Below are 16,676 nucleotides of genomic sequence, written 5' to 3' on the forward strand. Positions count from 1 at the left end.
ATCTTTTACTAAAAACCTTTCTGTTAAAACCCGATCCGAGCTCCGAAGGAGAAGCTCAATGGATTGGTGTACATCCGATTGATAAAATCTGGATCCTCATTACCGAGACCGGCATCTTTTTTCCAGATGAGTCCGAGGTTACGAACATAGCCGTAGATTGCCAAGTCCCTCGATCTAAATTTTTGACTCCATTTTAGCGGTAACTGATAATTAAAACTGACATCCTGTAATCGTAAGTGTGTCCCTTCGCGTACCAACACCTCGGAGTTACCATAAATATTGGATATAGCAGCCGCATTCGTAGCCGGCATTTCTCCGACCTCGATTTTCCGGGGGACAGCGGTTATCAGCTCATCGCCGGGTTGTTGCCATCTATCAAAATAATCGCTGTGATATCGTGCATAGAATTCACCATCAGGCTCCATTGATTTCCTACGTACCACGTAACCTGCCTTCCACGATAACAGAAAACTGATTTCAAGCTTTTCAAATCTAAATGTATTCATCAGCGAGCCGTACCATGTCGGTACACCGACACCGGCATTTTTCAAATCTTCGCGGGTAAGCTGCTGGTTATAATAAACATTATAATCCGTAACGGCCTCACCGTTATACTCCAAAACAGGCAGGCCATCGTTATTTAAGCCATTCCAAGGAATACTGTAAATAACATCGCGGGAAATTCCGGTTCGGGGTGGCGGAGCTGGATAAAAATAATGATACAGTGCCAGGTTACCCTGATCGTAAAAGTTCATCACCCGATTACTCGAATAACTGACCATAACATTTGTAGACCATAAAAATTTACGATCGATGTTTCTGGTACTTACATTTAGATCCATCCCTTTCGTCCGTATATCCGCATAGTTTATTTTATAGGCTCCGTTAACCCCGGTAGTCGGGTCTAAAAATGTATCCCCGATCAGATCTCTCCCATTTTTGACGTAGTAATCCAGATTGGTCTTTATCCTGCCGTTAAAAAATGACAGATCCGTACCCATATTAACTGTGCTGACCTTTTCCCATCTAAGCGACGGATTTCCGATCGAGTTCAGTGACGCCGTAGCAAGGTTTATCAAAGACTGTCCGTGCGATATGGTCGGATAGTGGGTGATGGTTTTGTTGACGTTACCTGCTACGCCGTAGGTTACCCTCCATTTCCACGAATCGACAAAGTCGACCTTCGACATAAACTTTTCCCTGTTCATATCCCACATCCCTCCTATAGACCAGAGTGGCACCCCTTTTTGATTTGCTTTTACACCAAAAAGATTACTGCCGTCCCAACGGAGACTAGACGTAAGGGTATATTTGTCCAGCACGCGATAACTACCATTGAAATAATACGAAAGATCTCGATTTATGTACTGCCTGTGCAATTGTGAAGCACTTGGTATTCGTTGAAATACCGTTCCTGTAGGACGCGTGGCATAGCTCTGGTTGAAATTATATTGTGCGCTGCCCGTCCAGTACTCACTGTCGTAATTATAGAGCACCGAAGACGGCAGCATCTCCGTCTGGGCATGCCTAATTTCGGCCCCTCCTAACGTAGTCAATTCAGTATATGTCCATTTTTTTGAGTAGTTCGCCTGTACCCGTCCGTAGTGAGATAAGCGTTCTTGCGGACTCGATGTACGGAAAATACTGTTGTGGGGAATGATCCGTGTTCCATTGGACTGCGTGAAAGAATTGACGAGACTACGTACGTAATAGCTGTCTTTATCGCTCAGCGTCCCACCTCCGCTATTTCCTAAAATGCCCTGATATAGCATGCTTAATTTCAGATCTTTATACAGCTTAAAGTCAAGTCCGATACCTGTTCTTAGTTCTTTAGAAAAGGATTTATTAATCACCTTACCCCGATCCTCTAGCGGACTATAGGTCCAGTCAAGCAATCCCTCGTTTGCGGCGTACAGGGTATATGCATACCTAAAGTCTTTTGGGATCGACATCAGATCACCATATTCATTACGTAACTGAAGATATGGAGATACCATCGACGTTCCGCCCTGCAATATAGCAAGGTCGTTATATTCCACACCGTTGCGTTCAGCATTTTGATTTACAAAGGCGGCATCCACCATCAGGTCTAACCAGGGAAATACTGTAAAATTATTTTGTAGACGGGCATTGAAGCGGTTACTATGATTACCAACCACGTCCTGCCGATCGCTTTGATACGAGGTGGTGAATAGATAACTGGACCTCGCGCTCCCACCGTTCATGCGTAAATTGTATTGATCCAAAATTCCCGGACGGTAAAGGTGCGTCATTGCCTCCCTTCGGGTATCGGTAACGGACATTATGTTACGTCTTTTCTCCAATTCAGCCTCGTCTATCAGACCCTCCTCCAACATTTTCAGGTAATCTACATATAACGGGACCGCTATATGGTTTCCAAAGGTAAATAGTCCTTTGTCATACCTTTCTTTTTCAATGTCCATCACTAAGGAGCTGGGCAACCAAGCGGTACCGTACGTTAAATCCGGAGCCTGGGACAGCCGCTTATTGACAGTAAAGTCGAGCCGCATTCGTTCGTTCTTGCCACCTTTTTTCGAACTGATGACAATCACCCCGTTTCCTGCACGTGCCCCCCATATAGAAGCTGCCGACGCATCTTTGAGTACTGTTATACTCTCCACATCATTTGGGTCGATATTATCTATACTACCTTCATAGGGAAAGTTGTCCAAAATAATCAAAGGTGTTTCATCCGATTCGATGGTACTTATCCCCCTCACGCGGATGTCCGATGCAGAAGTACCCTCCGGATTTACAAACTGTACACCCGGCAATAAGCCTTCCATACGCTGCAAGACATTTCCTCCCATCGCTCTATTGAACAGTTTATTATCTACATGCACGTATGAGCCCGTCGCTCTTTCCTTATCTAGGGTGTAATAACCTGTATTTATCTGTACCTCTTCCAACATGTTCCCTTCTTTATGTAAAAGCACCATGGTTCCCATCTTTGCATTTGGTTTAACTGCAATAGTGGTATCAATAAATCCGATGTGTGATACTTTTAAAGAATCGTCCGCTGTTAGGATTAGGGCAAATTGACCTTGCTTATCAGTAAACGTAGTACGGCCAGATTTTATCAGGGAAAGCGTAGCATTTTCTAAGAGATCCCCTGTGGCGGCATCTTTTACAGTTCCGGTGAGGGTCTGCCCCGATCCAACCCGAACAAGTGCTAATAGGAATAAGAAAAAAAGAATTAAATGTTTCATCTTCTCCCCTCCAATCCTTCCATATGTGTAGCTTCAAATCTATTTACGATATCTACAGGTCTACCTTCTAAAATTCCTCGTATCGCAGCATCGTCATAGCCGCGTACACTGGGACAGGCCAGATATCTGCCCTTATATATAAATATGGGATTACCAACTACAGGACGTTTGAAGAAATGTGACTGGAGGATAAAGTAATTTTCGCCCACCACGCAGGGCATATCCCAGCCTCGGTTTTTAATAAAAGCTGCTACCTTTGTATGGTTGCTGTTATGAACCGGTAACACCATTAATTGTTGTCCGTAGTCCTGTTGTAGCTCGTTCCAGTGGTCAAGCGCCTTTACACAGGGAGAGCACCATGTTGCCCAAAAATCGAGAACAATGAGATCTTTGTGCTGATATTCCCTCAACGTGACGATCCGGCGTCCGCTCTTTTCATTAACGACCTGCAATGGAAGCTCCCAGATACTGTCCGGAATACTATCACCCAAGAATGGCTTATCTATGAACGAGGTATCCTTCTTAAGGAAAACAGTTGACTTTCCCCGGATCAGTTTCCCGTCGTATAAGGCCTTCGTTACCGCACCAAAACTGTGGAAACTGACACGGATGCTATCATCGCCCCAGTGCGGGGGTATCACAAAATAGCCCGCGGTATCCGAAAAGACCAGTTCTCTAGTCTTACTTGTTAACCGTTCAATCTTTGCTCCTTCTATTGGCGTAAAGGCTGCATCCGAGAGGACACGACCTTGATATTCAGTTGGTGGCCCCTCCACAGCCCGCTCTCCAGCGGACTGCGCCTGGACATCACTAAACAACACATGGAAACATAATATAAATACACAGCAGATTGCTGATCCCTTGCTTAATAACATTCCGCTGCGCCACGATAAAACCACCGTAGAGCTACTAAAAGCTTGTACCTTTCCGGTGGCTTCCCGATAGGGGGATACTAACTTTGTACTGGCTTCCTGATATCGGGTTGGTAGCTTTTTAGTAAGTCTTTGGTAAGTCTTTAGTAAGTCTAGGGTATACTTTTGGTAAGTAACCCGTATACTAACAGTAGCTTTTTGGTATGTCGACCATAGGTAAACCGTATTTTTTTTGAGCTTTGTTCTAACCAAGTTCTGCCTTGCGTCCTCCTTTCTCCCACCTTTGTTCTGCATTTCCGGCTTGGCGCTCTGATCATTGTCTGATCGCGCTCCGATCGCCATCGGAGCACGAAGCCGGCGGGAAGCCGTACTGAAGCCGTGGCGATCGAAGGCAGGGCGAACTTGGTAGGTATCAGGTAGGGTGTTGTCCCGAGACTGCTCCTCGCCTAGTTGGCTGGTTCCTATGGTTAATATAGCCTTATTGTCTGTCGATCCTTTGGCATAGAGGCAAAGAATAAGCAAAGAAATACCAAACAAAAGGCAGAGAAACGGCAAAGGATAAGCAGAGAATAGGCAAAGAAATACCAAACAAATAGCAAAGGAATAGCGAACAAAGTCCCTAGATGGTACAAGCTTGGTAGGAACCTGAGCTTTTTTGTCATTGCTTTCTCCCGGAATGCGTTTGCTTTTACGCAGCTCGCAATTGCGAATATCGCTAACGTGTTCACGAATGCCGTGTTTGCGTTTGCTTTTGCGGCACTTTGGTTTGCAAGCCACGTTTTTGAAAACCCATATGCCGCTTTTGTAATTGCTAATCACGCTGTTCCAACTGCATATGCGGTTAACGCGTTTGCCAATGCGGCTAACGAAATTGCTAACGCCGTATTTAGGTTTGCAAATGCCACGTTTGTGTTTGCGTTCCATTTCCTTTTTACCGTTCGATTTTGTTGCCAAGCTCTCTTTTAACTGGCGAGTATTCGGGACTTCTTTAATATTAAAGGATTCTCGTCCTTCTAATATGTTGTCTTTTGTGTTTGAGAAAAGGGCATACCTCTCCCCTTTGCGTAATTTTCGCATTCTTTTAATGGTTGGTGTAAAGCTTAGTAGAAAACAGTCCGGCTCTAATTTCTAGCCCCTATCCCCCTTACAGAGTCTCTACAGTTCAAAAATAAATTGATGCTATTCGGAACGCGTTTGAAGCTGTTTCATCATAGGTTAATCGGTATTGATTTACGCTCTTTCCAGAATAAAAATAAAAGAACCGGCCTTGTTTTTTATAGAAAAACTATACAAATTTTAGAAACTTAGTTTGTTCTGATTAAATAAAACCCTACCTTTAGTTTGTGAATAAAAAAGTGAAGACTGACTTTTAACCTATGAACAAGCATTTATTTGCCTTATAATATGTAAGAGGTCGGTTAACAAACTTCTCGGAAAAGGAAACGCCTCACGGCGTAGGTATGCTTGAATATCAAGCCTACTTCTCCCTTTTTCTGTTGAAGAATGTTATTTTTTCTAGCTATTCGGGTGCGCAGTACACGTTCTTTAAAGATTGTTTAATGGAAAACCACGACCTAGAATCCTGGATTCTGGTGGGGTCTTTTGGGGTGTTTGTTTGTTTCGCTCTCATAATTTAAAAGTTTATGATGTAGAACGAAGCCCTCTCTGATGTGTATATGGTTCCCCTTAAAAACAGCAAGGGGTGGCTCACACTTTAGAGTCACGGGTGACCAACCCAGTAGCTTAAAAGCCTGCAAGAGACTCATGAAGTACTTCCACCTAAAGCATACGTGAACCACCACCATGCCGTTGACAAAAGTAAGAAACTTTTTTAAGCATGGGGCGATATCACGATTCTCTCGATGGAATTTGGTCGTTCGTGACTCGAGAAAACATCGTTCATCAAGGCTTGTTGCCATGACTTTCGTATCGCTGACACAAATATAAAAACAATAATCAATACCACCAAACATTTGGTGGTTTAATTTATAACCATGGGTGAAATTTATCAGACAAAGGCTATCTTCCGAATCGAATACGAGTTGATAAAAAATATAAAAACATTCCGCGATGACAGAGGATGGTCACAAGAATTTTTAAGTAGTAAAATGGGGTTTGCAATAAATTTTGTGGGCAAATGTGAATCATTAGACCAGCCCGAGAAATACAATCTCCGACATGTCGGGATATTTCAAAAAGTTTTAAGCCTCAAAAGTTTAGATGAACTTTTTCCGGACGGTATACCTAAAGATGAGCAAATTGTAATCCGATATAAAAAAGTACCCAAGAAGAAGGCTGACGGTACTCCGTCCAAGCTGATGGAAAATGAGGTGGTTGAGATTGTTGTTGCCGATGCTGATACAAAGGCGGAGGTGAATAAACACAATAAGAAGTAAAATTTGAAAGGCACCGATCGTAGCTTCCAATCACAACATGTTATAAGCATAATATTTTTAAGGTGTCGCAAAATGCGACACCTTATAGCAACAAAAAAACCACAGCATGGCTAAAAAAGAACAACAAATTATACATCCTGATGGTATCTTAGCTAATAAGATATATCTGCTACGGCGCGAAAATGTCATGTTAGACAGAGATTTGGCGGATTTATATGATGTGACCGCAAGGCGTCTACGAGAGCAGGTTCGACGTAATATCGAGAAATTCCCGGAACATTTCATGTTTCAGCTCACTAAAGAAGAAGTTGAAATCATGGTATCGCAAAATGCGATACCTTCACGTCAGCATCTCGGTGGGGCATTGCCATATGCATTTACAGAACACGGGGTACTCATGCTGTCCAACGTATTGAAGAGCGATCTGGCTACGAAGATGAGCATCAAGCTGATTGAGATATTTGTGCAATTGCGGAGGAGCCTTAACTCCTACTCAGAGTTAAGACTAGAAATTGAACACATAAAAAAGAAACTCAATAACCAAGATAAAAATATGGAAGTAGTCTTCCATTACCTCGACGAACTGGCCGACAAGAAACAACAACCCGAAACTGAACGTAAACGGATTGGATATGAGGTTGGAATAAAGAAGTAACTGAAATGAACCGACATGCTTCCCGATACTACAAATCACTTCGGGAAAGCAAAAAACACTAACAGCAATAATGAAAAGACGAACGTCTTAATAAAACACTCGCTGCGCAGGAAGCTACGATAGCCACACAAAAAGAACATATCTCATTACAACAGCAAATGGTAGAAAAAGTGAGTATTGCACTTGACGAGTTAAAAAAATTATAAAAACAAGAATTTCAAATTTTTATACAGTGCCCGAAGATGATAAGCAACAGATTGTCCCAGTACTTGATGCTCTCATAAGGGACTACAAAGCAAGAAAAGCTAATGTGCAATAAATCACGAAACACAATCTAATGACCGGGCTTCGTGCTTTCATAAAAAGCTGACAACTCTTTTTGAATCTCAAAAAATATCTCGTCAAGTGTTACCCCACTATGATGATGAGGAAACAGAAACATCAATTGTGTTAAAGCCTCTTTTTTCCATGCGTCGATCTTTGGATCTAATCCTAAAATATATTTTTCAATATTGATTTGTGTTAAACGATTGCCAACAGATTTTGATAACAGCTCAACAAAAATATCTACACTTTCAACCGGATCAGGCCAATCATTAATAGTGTCTAGTATAACCTGAATATCGTTGCTTAACGAAATAGATATCTTGTCTGAATCTGTAAGAGACATCAGTGATTCTATAGAGTATTTCATCTTCTTTATAATTTTTTAAACGCTTTCTGATGCCAATAATTATATTTTGTTTTTACATCAAAAACCTGTCCTGTATTATATTCCTAAAATGAATCTTCATTTTTTAAACCCGCTTCATAAACCTTCATCCAGTCTCCTTTCGAAGCCGCATTTAACATATTGAGAACTCAAGGAAAGGCGGTAAATGAACTCTTTAAAAACATGTTTGAAGGCAGCTATTCTTAAGAAGTATTTGCACGCGCAATTTTCTTTGGTCTTGAGCCTGTTGTAATTCTTTTTGAATACTTTTATAGCGTCCGCTCCGACCAGTGATAGGAAACAAGGAAGAATCGAACACCTAGTTAAATAGAGTTTCTTCGGCGAGATGTTTCGGGTATCCGACGTTCCGAAAACACACTACAATTTAGTATACGATTTACAATTAAAATTGCAGTCCCCACAGATCTATCCGCTATATCTAATTACTTTCTTTAAAAAGCCTCATAATCAATTTTACTTACATCTGAATAGTTTTCCCATCCGAAGTCTGGGAAAACCGTTTTAATCGTACCTATCTTGGAGAACACGTTTTCAAAATATCCGTCGCTCAACACAGCTTCTATGGATGAGTTAATTCCCTCATGAGATAAATCTTCTACAATAAGCATATCAGTAGACCAAAAATATCTATCCCTACTACCCACCATCAATTTATTAATATTAGCTAACGTAAACAGTGTACCAAAGTACACACTTCCATCATCTAATATAATATTTATATCAAGATTATCGTCATATATATCTGACACCTGATACGGAGCTGGAAATAATATCTTGAAATCCATGTATTACTTTTTTAAGTTTTTATGTAATTCTATTAATCGGTTTATTACAGCTTCTTGATTAGACCTTATTAGAATACCCCCACAATCTCTATACCACCATTACCTGTATTTTTAAAATAGACACGTGCCCCACCTCGGGATCGGGCTTCGAAAATTCCATCACCAATGGATTTACTTCCAATTCCGCTACAACTGATATTTTACCAAAATACAACAATAAAGAAAACTTACCTGTGTTTTTTATAATGGCTGCTTCCGTTGCATCAACTGCTCTAAAAACTGTTGTTCCCGTCTTAGTGCCAAATATATTCTACTCCTTAATTTCATCTTTTTTAGGTGGTCGCACAAGGTTTACAAATCTCTCCTCAATTGCCCCAAAGGATTTAAAATTCTCTCTTGCTTCTCGTAAAGAGACTAAGTTTGGTCCGCCACTATCATCAATATGTTCTTCTTGATAAAAATCTTTTTGCCAAAAACAAACTGGACAAATGTCAGAAATCACATCAATATCAAGTGTTAAAAAGCCACAACAGGCACACTTAGTTTTATTAGTTTTGTCCATATTATTTATTCCATTTAGCAACCTGTTCTGCCCAGTATTTAGCAGGGTCATTAAGTCTTCTATAAAAAGTTTCTACAACACCATTAGGCCTCATTATTCCAAATTCACCTGTCCTCATATTCATTCTGAAAGTATATCCAGCTGTATTTGTAAACCCTTGAATATTCCCACCCACAGACCCATCTAATAATGAAAGTGCTCGTTTATAATAAGCATTTTTTGTAACTGCCCCCCATTCACCAGCATGCTTTCCAAAATGGTATTCAAATCTGGAAAATCTACTATATGCCTCTGGTAAAAGCTTCATTCCCCCCTTAGTGGCAAATCTTCCTAATATTTTGCCCACCACCAACGAGGTAGTCTTCGCCATTGCAGCCCCGCCGATGAAGTACGTTTCGGGATAAACTACCTCCAAGCCCTTGGAGTCTGGTTCCCACCAGATCCCAGGCCCTAAACGCTGTCTACCATTATAGTTATGCACCGTAAAAGATGCATATTCATGATGTAATATATCATATTCATTTCCGCCTTCCGTACTGACGAAATCATATCCCCCAGTCTCTTTATTATATCTGTATTCGTTAGGCGGATCCTCTCCATCTTCTTCCCCATACATCATGCCCTCAAGCCGTTCACGACCCTCAGACATTGCCGCAGACATCCGTGCCCACATCAGTAACGCTTCCACACCTTCCGGCGCCATACCATCCGGATCTATAAACCGGATCGGGTTGTTAAATGCATAATTATACGGAGAATGCCTGCGCATCTGCTCCGCCAGCGGATCAGGTACGTTCCACCGGCCTATTTCAGCGTCGTAAAAACGCGCCCCGTAGTCGAGTTGGTTTCCCAGCTCCGGCTGTGCCTCCTTGCCGTTGTAAATGGTACTTATCCGCTAGTGACTTTTTCAACATTACCCCGTTGATTCTTATAGATCTGGGTATTGATCACCGTAACTATCCTTAAAACCCTAGCTGTTTTTGTATTTTATCCAATCATCGAGTATTTCTACAAAATATCCCTCGTCATAATCTAAAAGGTTGTCCACATTTATAAAACTACAAAAAAGATCATTGTCAGACGCCCATTCTATAATTTCCTTATCCGTGTTATATTCGGGAGGAGATGTTAATTCTATAATTGTGCCATTTGACGAGCCATACGCAGGAACAAATGCAAAAACTTCCTTTTCTGAACCTTTTACAGATATAAAATAAGGAGTAATAATTTCAAATTTGAAATTATATGCTGCTTTTTGCCAATTTTCTCTTGCTTTAAGTATGTGTTCCTTATTTACGATCATAAATTTTCAATTTTTATAGTAACTTTTGTTCCGCTTGGAATAGTGTAATTGATATGTGGATAACTATGTGGATTTGGAGACAGATGCGGGCCTTCTATTCTTTGTATTTTACCGCCAGCTTCTTCTATCAGCTTTATAGCTTCACTCTTCGTAGGAATCTTTCCTGATAGGTTCTCTATTGTACCACCGCTTTTAACCCTGCCTACTAAGTTTTTCCACACTTTTGTTCCCGTCCATCCCCATTGCGTCTGTACCGCCTTAGCAGCTTTTACAAATCCTTCCCCCCCTATCCACTCTCCAGCTATTCCAGTTCTAAGTGGCTGAACAATATACCCATCATTATCTACATCATAAACTTCACCAGTTTCTGAGTCCGTATAAGTCCTTGGCGAAATCAGTCGAAATAGCATTTCCACAGGATCATCTAATTTTTTATAAACTTTTTGTCCTGCCAAAATTTTGTGCTCGGCTTCGGAGGATCTTCCTGATCGTCATCTTCCCCATACATCATAGCTTCAAGCCGATCACGACCTTCAGACATGGCCGCAGACATCCGCGCCCACATTAGCAGTGATTCTACTCCCTCCGGAGCCATGCCATCCGGGTCGATAAACCGTATAGGGTTATCGAAGGCATAGTTGTACGGAGAATGCCTGCGCATCTGTTCCGCCAATGGATCCGGCACGTTCCAACGCCCGATCTCCGCATCATAAAAGCGCACTCCATAATCAAGCTGGTTTCCAAGCTCGCCCTGTACTTCCTTTCCGTTGTAAAGATAACGGTTTATTCCACCGGTAAGTATAGCCTTTGTCTTTCAGAACGTATAAAAGTCCTGTTTCTGGATCACCGTTCCCGTCGTGGCCGCGGTGCACTGCAGCACGGCACGCACATTGCCTAGATGGTCTGGGAAAGTACCGGAAACATTTGCTATGTAGAGCTTCCCTTCGGTCGGTTCCGCCCTAGCCCAAGGGCGGGGTCAAACCTCTAAATATTTAATTAATTCACCTCTTTTTATACTCACAATTTCAAAAGGATCATGGGTAATTTTATAAACCTCATTGCTTCTGGTAATACCAATAAAATCGCCATCTTCTAATTCTCGTATATGGAAATATTCAGTACCATTTATGAATGTACTATATATGTCGGATGAATTTATGTGCTGTACTTCTTTTTTTGTTAAAAGTGATAAAATTTCAAATCTAACTTTATCACCTCTTAAGACCTTTTTTACATCACTAAAGATAATCGTATTTGGATCAAATTCATAATTCGAGATGTTTTCATCCACCACATAAGCATTGAAAATACCGTACGAAAAATAAGCTGACACCGTCAACATCTTCCCAGAATATAAATCTTTGACTCTAATATTTATCAGCTTAAATGCCTCACCTAAACGATCTTCAAATTTTTTATAAAAACCAGAAGTAAAACTAAAACTAACTAGATTAGGAATATCCGTTTCATTAAAAGTCACTCCCGATATGAAATCAAGCTGCTGTTCATATCCTTTAAAATTTTCTCCCATCAAATGGAAAAAAGATTTAAAAAAAAGAGTTTCCCAACTTCTGACTTTCTTTCTTTTATGATTAAAAAAACCGAACATACATATTATTTGAAAGTTGTAAACCAATTATACTTGTTAAACCACCCAACCTCGCTTTTAAAACCTGCTCTCAGAAAATTATATCGATATGAATCGATCAATGAATGTTGTACTGTATTCAATTTCCAAACATTTATAGGATTATTTACTAGCCAATTTGGTAGATTATAAGCCCTTTGCATGCGTTGTGTAATAAACATATGACTGAACTCAGTGCTTATTCTTTGACTGCCTGTAGCTGTTTCTAATATTTTTAGTGTTTCTGTCCCCCCCGTGCAGTCTCTTATATTTTGCAAAGCTATATCCTCCCTGAAGAAATCGAGATCCTAAGAGCTTCAGTCCAAAATAAGAAACCGTCCTCGCCATTGCAGCCCCGCCGATGAAGTACGTTTCGGGATAAACTACCTCCAAGCCCTTGGAGTCTGGTTCCCACCAGATCCCAGGCCCTAAACGCTGTCTACCACTATAGTTATGCACCGTAAAAGATGCATATTCGTGATGTAATATATCATATTCATTTCCGCCTTCCGTACTGACGAAATCATATCCCCCAGTCTCTTTATTATATCTGTATTCGTTAGGCGGATCCTCTCCCTCTTCTTCTCCATACATCATGGCTTCAAGCCGATCCCGACCCTCAGACATTGCCGCAGACATCCGCGCCCACATTAGCAGTGATCCCACACCCTCAGGAGCCATACCATCCGGGTCGATAAACCGTATAGGGTTATCGAAGGCATAGTTGTACGGACTATGCCTGCGCATCTTCTCCGCAAGTGGATCTATTACATTCCACCTTCCTATCTCCGCATCGTAAAAGCGCGCTCCATAGTCGAGCTGGTTTCCCAGTTCAGGCTGTGCCTCCTTGCCGTTGTAAAGATAACGATTTATTCCTCCGGTCAGTACAGCCTTCGTCTTTCCAAACGGGTAGAAGTCCTGTTTCTGTACCACTGTACCTGTAGTGGCATCTAACTATCTATTTTATAAACAACTGGTTCCTTGTCAAAACCATCATAAAACACGTGTAATCTACTACAATTTGGGCAATGTACAACAATTGCCATCTCACGGTACAGCTCTTCGGCCTTTATTTCTACATCAAAGTATTTCTCAAATGACACATCCGAAATCATTAGATATTGGTTAGGACTTGGTATTTCCCCCAAACCAATTACATATTCACAAACACATCTTATTTTTGGCATGGTAAAATTATTTTGGAATTGTTATGATATTTTTAATATTAGTTGCTCCCGCCCCCTGCACTCTCTGCAAAATATTATTTAATTGTGTTCCAGTAACATTTGTTTTGGAAAGGTCTATAATAACACCCACGGTTTGAGAATTCTTTCTTGCTACGGCAGAGACGATCGCGTTTACACTATTCGTTACTGGTGTATAAACATCATAGTTTACTCCATTCACGACTAAATCGGATGTTTGTCCTCCCGCTCTAGTACCAACAGGCTTTCTCAAAAAAACTCGATAACCTTGACTCTTCATATAATTTGCAGCAGCAATCTCGCTTGCCGAGAAATTTCCTCCCGCTTCAATAATTAAACTACCTGTGCCCCAATTGTTAGGAAGCCATCCTCCCTTTAGGCCTTTTACCGCCTTCAAAGATTTTTCTCCACCGAATCCAGAGAATAAAGTCCTAACCGCCAGTAAACCTTTATTAAACTTGGTCAAAACATCATATTGCCAATCAATAGATTCTTGATTAAGTTTAGCAATTTCTTCTGCGGATAGCTTTTTCTTTGGAGGATCTTCTTGATCCTCTTCTCCATACATCATGTCCTCAAGCCGTTCACTGCCTGCTTCCATGGCTGCAGACATCCGGGCCCACATTAGCAATGATTCCACCCCTTCGGGAGCCATCCCATCCGGATCGATAAACCTGATCGGGTTGTTAAATGCATAATTATACGGACTATGCCTGCGCATCTTCTCCGCAAGTGGATCTATTACATTCCACCTTCCTATCTCCGCATCGTAAAAGCGCGCTCCATAGTCGAGCTGGTTTCCCAGTTCAGGCTGTGCCTCCTTGCCGTTGTAAAGATAACGATTTATTCCACCGGTCAGTATAGCCTTTGTCTTTCCAAACGGGTAAAAGTCCTGTTTCTGTACCACTGTACCTGTAGTGGCCGTCGTGCGCTGAAGCACGGCACGCACATTGCCCAGATGATCGGGCAGATTGTAGTGGTAGGTATAGATACCTGCGGCATTCTGCAGGTAACCTTCCCCGGTATGGATCATCTCAATGGCACTTGAGCCACTGCCCACCTTGCTGTATTCGATACCACCTATGTAATCGCGCTGTGTCGTCGTACTGCTTACCGTAGCGGTTTTCCGCAGTTTCACGCCCAGTGCGTCGTAAAGGTAAGCCACACTTGTACCCGTCTTGGTCGCTGTCTTTGGCAGGTTAAGATGGTTATAGGTAAAGGCCATACCGGTTCGCTCGCTGGTCGCATTGCCGTTCAGGTCGTACGTGTAGCTTCCCGTGAGTCCGCCCGACAGGCTGGCCAAACGATTGCTCTTCTGGCTGTTGCTGTAGCTGTAGGTCACCGTCGTGCCATTATCACGCTTCAGAGTCTTGATATTGCCCATATCGTCATAGGTAAGCACCTCGCTCATGACCGTGCCGGTACTCGTACCGTTCGTTAAGCGGTTGAGCCTGTCGTAGCTATAGCTGAACGTACTGCCGGTGGTCGCTCCATGCCCCCAGAGCTGCTGCGAGATATTACCGTTGTACTGGGCCGTACCGCCAATTCCGGGAAGTTCGTATTTCAGTTCCTCGGTAAACTGCGCCGAGCCGATCCTGGTCGCCCACCCCCGCTCGTTGTACGCATAGCCAATGCTGCTGATAAAGCTTGTTCCGTTTTCACTGTGCAGCTTTTTGCTCTTTAGCTGCCCAATCTCGTTGTATTCGTTTTTTGACAGCGTCACTTCGGCCTGGCTGTTGATTTTGTGTTTCGTTGTAAGCAGCCTGCCGCCATGGTCGTAGCTATTGGTTGTCAGTACTGTTGTCACCGCTCCCGAAGCTGAGGCCTTATGCTCTCGCTTGCTGGTCAGCAGTTCGCCAGGGAAATTGTACGTGTTGGTGATATAATCCGTACCGCCCAAGTGGTTCTGGCTTCCCGTCTGGATAACCCGTGCCTTGTCGTCGTAATAACTGACCGTTAGCAACGGCAGGCTACCGTCATCTTTGTAAACTTTTGTACCCGTCTGCAGCCCTTTTGTCTTGGTACTCTTTATAATCGATTTCTCAGGAAGCAGGTAGCTGCCGGCAAACAGGTAGTTATCGTAGTAGTTCACGACCAGGGGCTGTAGGTTCGTGTTCGGGAAGGTATGGTTGCTGTACAGCGAATCCAGCCGGCTTTCCCAGCGCACGCCATGCAGGTCAAAGAAAGCCGTAGCGGCCACTTGTGCTGCGGTCTGGTTTGCATAACTGGATGTATGGATACCCGTCTCGGTTACCCGGCCGTACATGTCATACTTGGTGTAGACCCACTTTCCCTGTGCGCGATAGATGGCATCCTGCGTCAGCACGGGCAGGTCGCCTTGGTTGTACACCGTCCACTCCCAGCCCTTGCCCGGCACCTTCTTTTCCACCAACCTCCCCCTGTTGTCATACCGGTAGGCGTACAGCAGTTCGTTGAAGTCGCCACTGTTGTCCGTCACGGTCGTAGCCGTGTAGCCGGGGGGTATCACGTAGCGCAGGTTTCCGAGGTTGTCGTACACGTAGTAGGTATTTAGCGCCTTGCTGCCCGTCTCCCATATACGTTTCAGTACCACGCGTCCGTCGGTGTCCTTGTACTCGTCTACCGTGCCGCCGTTACCAATGGCTGCTACCCAGTTCTCATCCTTTACCGTGGTCCTGTACAATCGGCCCGCCGGGTAAAAGCCCGTACCTGTAGCCCCTCCGGCAACCACGTCCCACAGACGAACATCGTTCGCCGTGTTCAGCCCGTATCCGGTAACCACGGTACGTCCCGTAGCCGTGGCCGTGCCACGGCTGGCAATCGGCTGCCAGACCTCTCCCGGAGATCCCTGCTCAAGCACACGGTCCTGCGGGCTCCGGTCGAACACCGACACCGCGTAGGGGTGGGCGGTCTTCTTTACGTGGCTGTCCCATCCAGTCGGCTTGTAGTAGTCCAGCTGGCTGGCCTTGGCCCCGGGCTTGTAGCTCCCGTCGCTGCCCGTCTGCTCGGCATAGGGCAGGTATTTTTTGATTTCCCGGCCAAACTGGTCGTATTCGGTATGCTGAACGATGTCCTTCTTGCCAGGGCTGGCCTGCCAGTCTACCGTCTGCAACGGCCGGCCCAGGCCGTCGAAGTACTGCACCCTGCGGTTCACCGAGTCTACCGGCTTGCCCTGTAACTCGGCAACCGAGCCATAGGCCCGGCGGGGGGTGCTCTGCACGATATGGTTCTGCCCGCTGCTCGGCGACTGGGCAAGGATCTCCTGTGCTGCGGTGCAGCACAGGAGGATCAGGATTGTTGTCAGGTGTCTTTTCATTTTCTTGGTCATG

At 43.5% G+C, this 16,676-nt stretch carries 14 protein-coding genes and 1 pseudogene; 2 read left to right on the forward strand and 13 right to left on the reverse strand.

Features of this window, described 5'->3' with window-relative positions; genetic code table 11:
• Positions 1 to 23: 23 nt before the first annotated feature.
• Positions 24 to 3,230 carry a SusC/RagA family TonB-linked outer membrane protein gene (locus tag FAZ15_RS05575; protein ID WP_136900328.1) on the reverse strand — a complete coding sequence of 1,069 codons (3,207 nt, stop codon included), beginning with the start codon at positions 3,228 to 3,230 and terminating at the stop codon, positions 24 to 26.
• The gene (locus FAZ15_RS05580) at positions 3,227 to 5,179 is read right to left on the reverse strand and encodes a TlpA family protein disulfide reductase (RefSeq protein ID WP_136900329.1); all 1,953 of its coding nucleotides are present in this window, start codon (positions 5,177 to 5,179) and stop codon (positions 3,227 to 3,229) included. The genes FAZ15_RS05575 and FAZ15_RS05580 overlap by 4 nt, the downstream gene beginning before the upstream one ends.
• 917 nt (positions 5,180 to 6,096) lie before the next feature.
• Between FAZ15_RS05580 and FAZ15_RS05585 the strand changes: the two genes are divergently transcribed.
• Both FAZ15_RS05585 and FAZ15_RS05590 read left to right on the forward strand, forming a co-directional pair.
• Entirely contained in the window at positions 6,097 to 6,498 is a 402-nt protein-coding gene (locus tag FAZ15_RS05585) for an XRE family transcriptional regulator (protein ID WP_136900330.1), read from the forward strand.
• A 106-nt stretch (positions 6,499 to 6,604) separates the two neighbouring features.
• Positions 6,605 to 7,153 carry an ORF6N domain-containing protein gene (locus FAZ15_RS05590; RefSeq protein WP_136900331.1) on the forward strand — a complete coding sequence of 183 codons (549 nt, stop codon included), beginning with the start codon at positions 6,605 to 6,607 and terminating at the stop codon, positions 7,151 to 7,153.
• Positions 7,154 to 7,487: 334 nt separating this feature from the next.
• Here the strand turns inward: FAZ15_RS05590 and FAZ15_RS05595 are convergent, their stop codons facing one another.
• The 11 genes and pseudogenes from FAZ15_RS05595 to FAZ15_RS22455 all read right to left on the reverse strand — a co-directional run bounded on the left by FAZ15_RS05595 (position 7,488) and on the right by FAZ15_RS22455 (position 16,675).
• Positions 7,488 to 7,847 (reverse strand): hypothetical protein, encoded by a 360-nt coding sequence (locus FAZ15_RS05595; protein ID WP_136900332.1) that lies wholly within the window; start codon positions 7,845 to 7,847, stop codon positions 7,488 to 7,490.
• Between the two features lie 470 nt (positions 7,848 to 8,317).
• Complete coding sequence (locus FAZ15_RS05600) at positions 8,318 to 8,671, reverse strand: hypothetical protein (protein ID WP_136900333.1); 354 nt, start codon at positions 8,669 to 8,671, stop codon at positions 8,318 to 8,320.
• Positions 8,672 to 8,981: 310 nt separating this feature from the next.
• Positions 8,982 to 9,233 (reverse strand): CPCC family cysteine-rich protein, encoded by a 252-nt coding sequence (locus FAZ15_RS05605; protein WP_136900334.1) that lies wholly within the window; start codon positions 9,231 to 9,233, stop codon positions 8,982 to 8,984.
• Positions 9,234 to 9,924: 691 nt separating this feature from the next.
• Positions 9,925 to 10,116, reverse strand: a pseudogene (locus FAZ15_RS23100) (RHS repeat domain-containing protein); the annotation flags it as partial.
• Between the two features lie 87 nt (positions 10,117 to 10,203).
• Positions 10,204 to 10,536: a hypothetical protein gene (locus FAZ15_RS05615; protein WP_136900336.1), complete on the reverse strand. Its 333-nt coding sequence runs from the start codon at positions 10,534 to 10,536 to the stop codon at positions 10,204 to 10,206.
• The gene (locus FAZ15_RS05620) at positions 10,533 to 10,991 is read right to left on the reverse strand and encodes a hypothetical protein (RefSeq protein WP_162304883.1); all 459 of its coding nucleotides are present in this window, start codon (positions 10,989 to 10,991) and stop codon (positions 10,533 to 10,535) included. The genes FAZ15_RS05615 and FAZ15_RS05620 overlap by 4 nt, the downstream gene beginning before the upstream one ends.
• Entirely contained in the window at positions 10,961 to 11,338 is a 378-nt protein-coding gene (locus FAZ15_RS23035) for an RHS repeat domain-containing protein (RefSeq protein WP_136900338.1), read from the reverse strand. Before FAZ15_RS23035 ends, FAZ15_RS05620 begins: the two co-directional genes overlap by 31 nt.
• 174 nt (positions 11,339 to 11,512) lie before the next feature.
• On the reverse strand, positions 11,513 to 12,067 hold the full coding sequence (locus FAZ15_RS05630; protein ID WP_136900339.1) for a hypothetical protein: 555 nt from the start codon (positions 12,065 to 12,067) through the stop codon (positions 11,513 to 11,515).
• Positions 12,068 to 12,355: 288 nt separating this feature from the next.
• Positions 12,356 to 13,096, reverse strand: a complete 741-nt coding sequence (locus FAZ15_RS23040) for an RHS repeat domain-containing protein (protein WP_136900340.1) — start codon at positions 13,094 to 13,096, stop codon at positions 12,356 to 12,358.
• A 17-nt stretch (positions 13,097 to 13,113) separates the two neighbouring features.
• Positions 13,114 to 13,350: a hypothetical protein gene (locus FAZ15_RS05640; RefSeq protein ID WP_136900341.1), complete on the reverse strand. Its 237-nt coding sequence runs from the start codon at positions 13,348 to 13,350 to the stop codon at positions 13,114 to 13,116.
• 7 nt (positions 13,351 to 13,357) lie between these two features.
• Complete coding sequence (locus tag FAZ15_RS22455) at positions 13,358 to 16,675, reverse strand: DUF6443 domain-containing protein (protein ID WP_317130483.1); 3,318 nt, start codon at positions 16,673 to 16,675, stop codon at positions 13,358 to 13,360.
• Between the last annotated feature and the right edge of the window lies 1 nt (position 16,676).

Source organism: Sphingobacterium olei, from assembly GCF_005048855.1.
Classification (GTDB): Bacteria; Bacteroidota; Bacteroidia; order Sphingobacteriales; family Sphingobacteriaceae; genus Sphingobacterium; species Sphingobacterium olei.

Bases quoted from the DNA above. Each gene is read 5' to 3' on its own strand.
- FAZ15_RS05605 (WP_136900334.1), bottom strand. From the start codon at position 9,233: ATGGACAAAACTAATAAAACTAAGTGTGCCTGTTGTGGCTTTTTAACA.
- FAZ15_RS05640 (WP_136900341.1), bottom strand. From the start codon at position 13,350: ATGCCAAAAATAAGATGTGTTTGTGAATATGTAATTGGTTTGGGGGAA.
- FAZ15_RS05595 (WP_136900332.1), bottom strand. From the start codon at position 7,847: ATGAAATACTCTATAGAATCACTGATGTCTCTTACAGATTCAGACAAG.
- FAZ15_RS22455 (WP_317130483.1), bottom strand. From the start codon at position 16,675: ATGACCAAGAAAATGAAAAGACACCTGACAACAATCCTGATCCTCCTG.
- FAZ15_RS05600 (WP_136900333.1), bottom strand. From the start codon at position 8,671: ATGGATTTCAAGATATTATTTCCAGCTCCGTATCAGGTGTCAGATATA.
- FAZ15_RS05580 (WP_136900329.1), bottom strand. From the start codon at position 5,179: ATGCGAAAATTACGCAAAGGGGAGAGGTATGCCCTTTTCTCAAACACA.
- FAZ15_RS05590 (WP_136900331.1), top strand. From the start codon at position 6,605: ATGGCTAAAAAAGAACAACAAATTATACATCCTGATGGTATCTTAGCT.
- FAZ15_RS05585 (WP_136900330.1), top strand. From the start codon at position 6,097: ATGGGTGAAATTTATCAGACAAAGGCTATCTTCCGAATCGAATACGAG.
- FAZ15_RS05575 (WP_136900328.1), bottom strand. From the start codon at position 3,230: ATGAAACATTTAATTCTTTTTTTCTTATTCCTATTAGCACTTGTTCGG.
- FAZ15_RS05615 (WP_136900336.1), bottom strand. From the start codon at position 10,536: ATGATCGTAAATAAGGAACACATACTTAAAGCAAGAGAAAATTGGCAA.
- FAZ15_RS05630 (WP_136900339.1), bottom strand. From the start codon at position 12,067: ATGGGAGAAAATTTTAAAGGATATGAACAGCAGCTTGATTTCATATCG.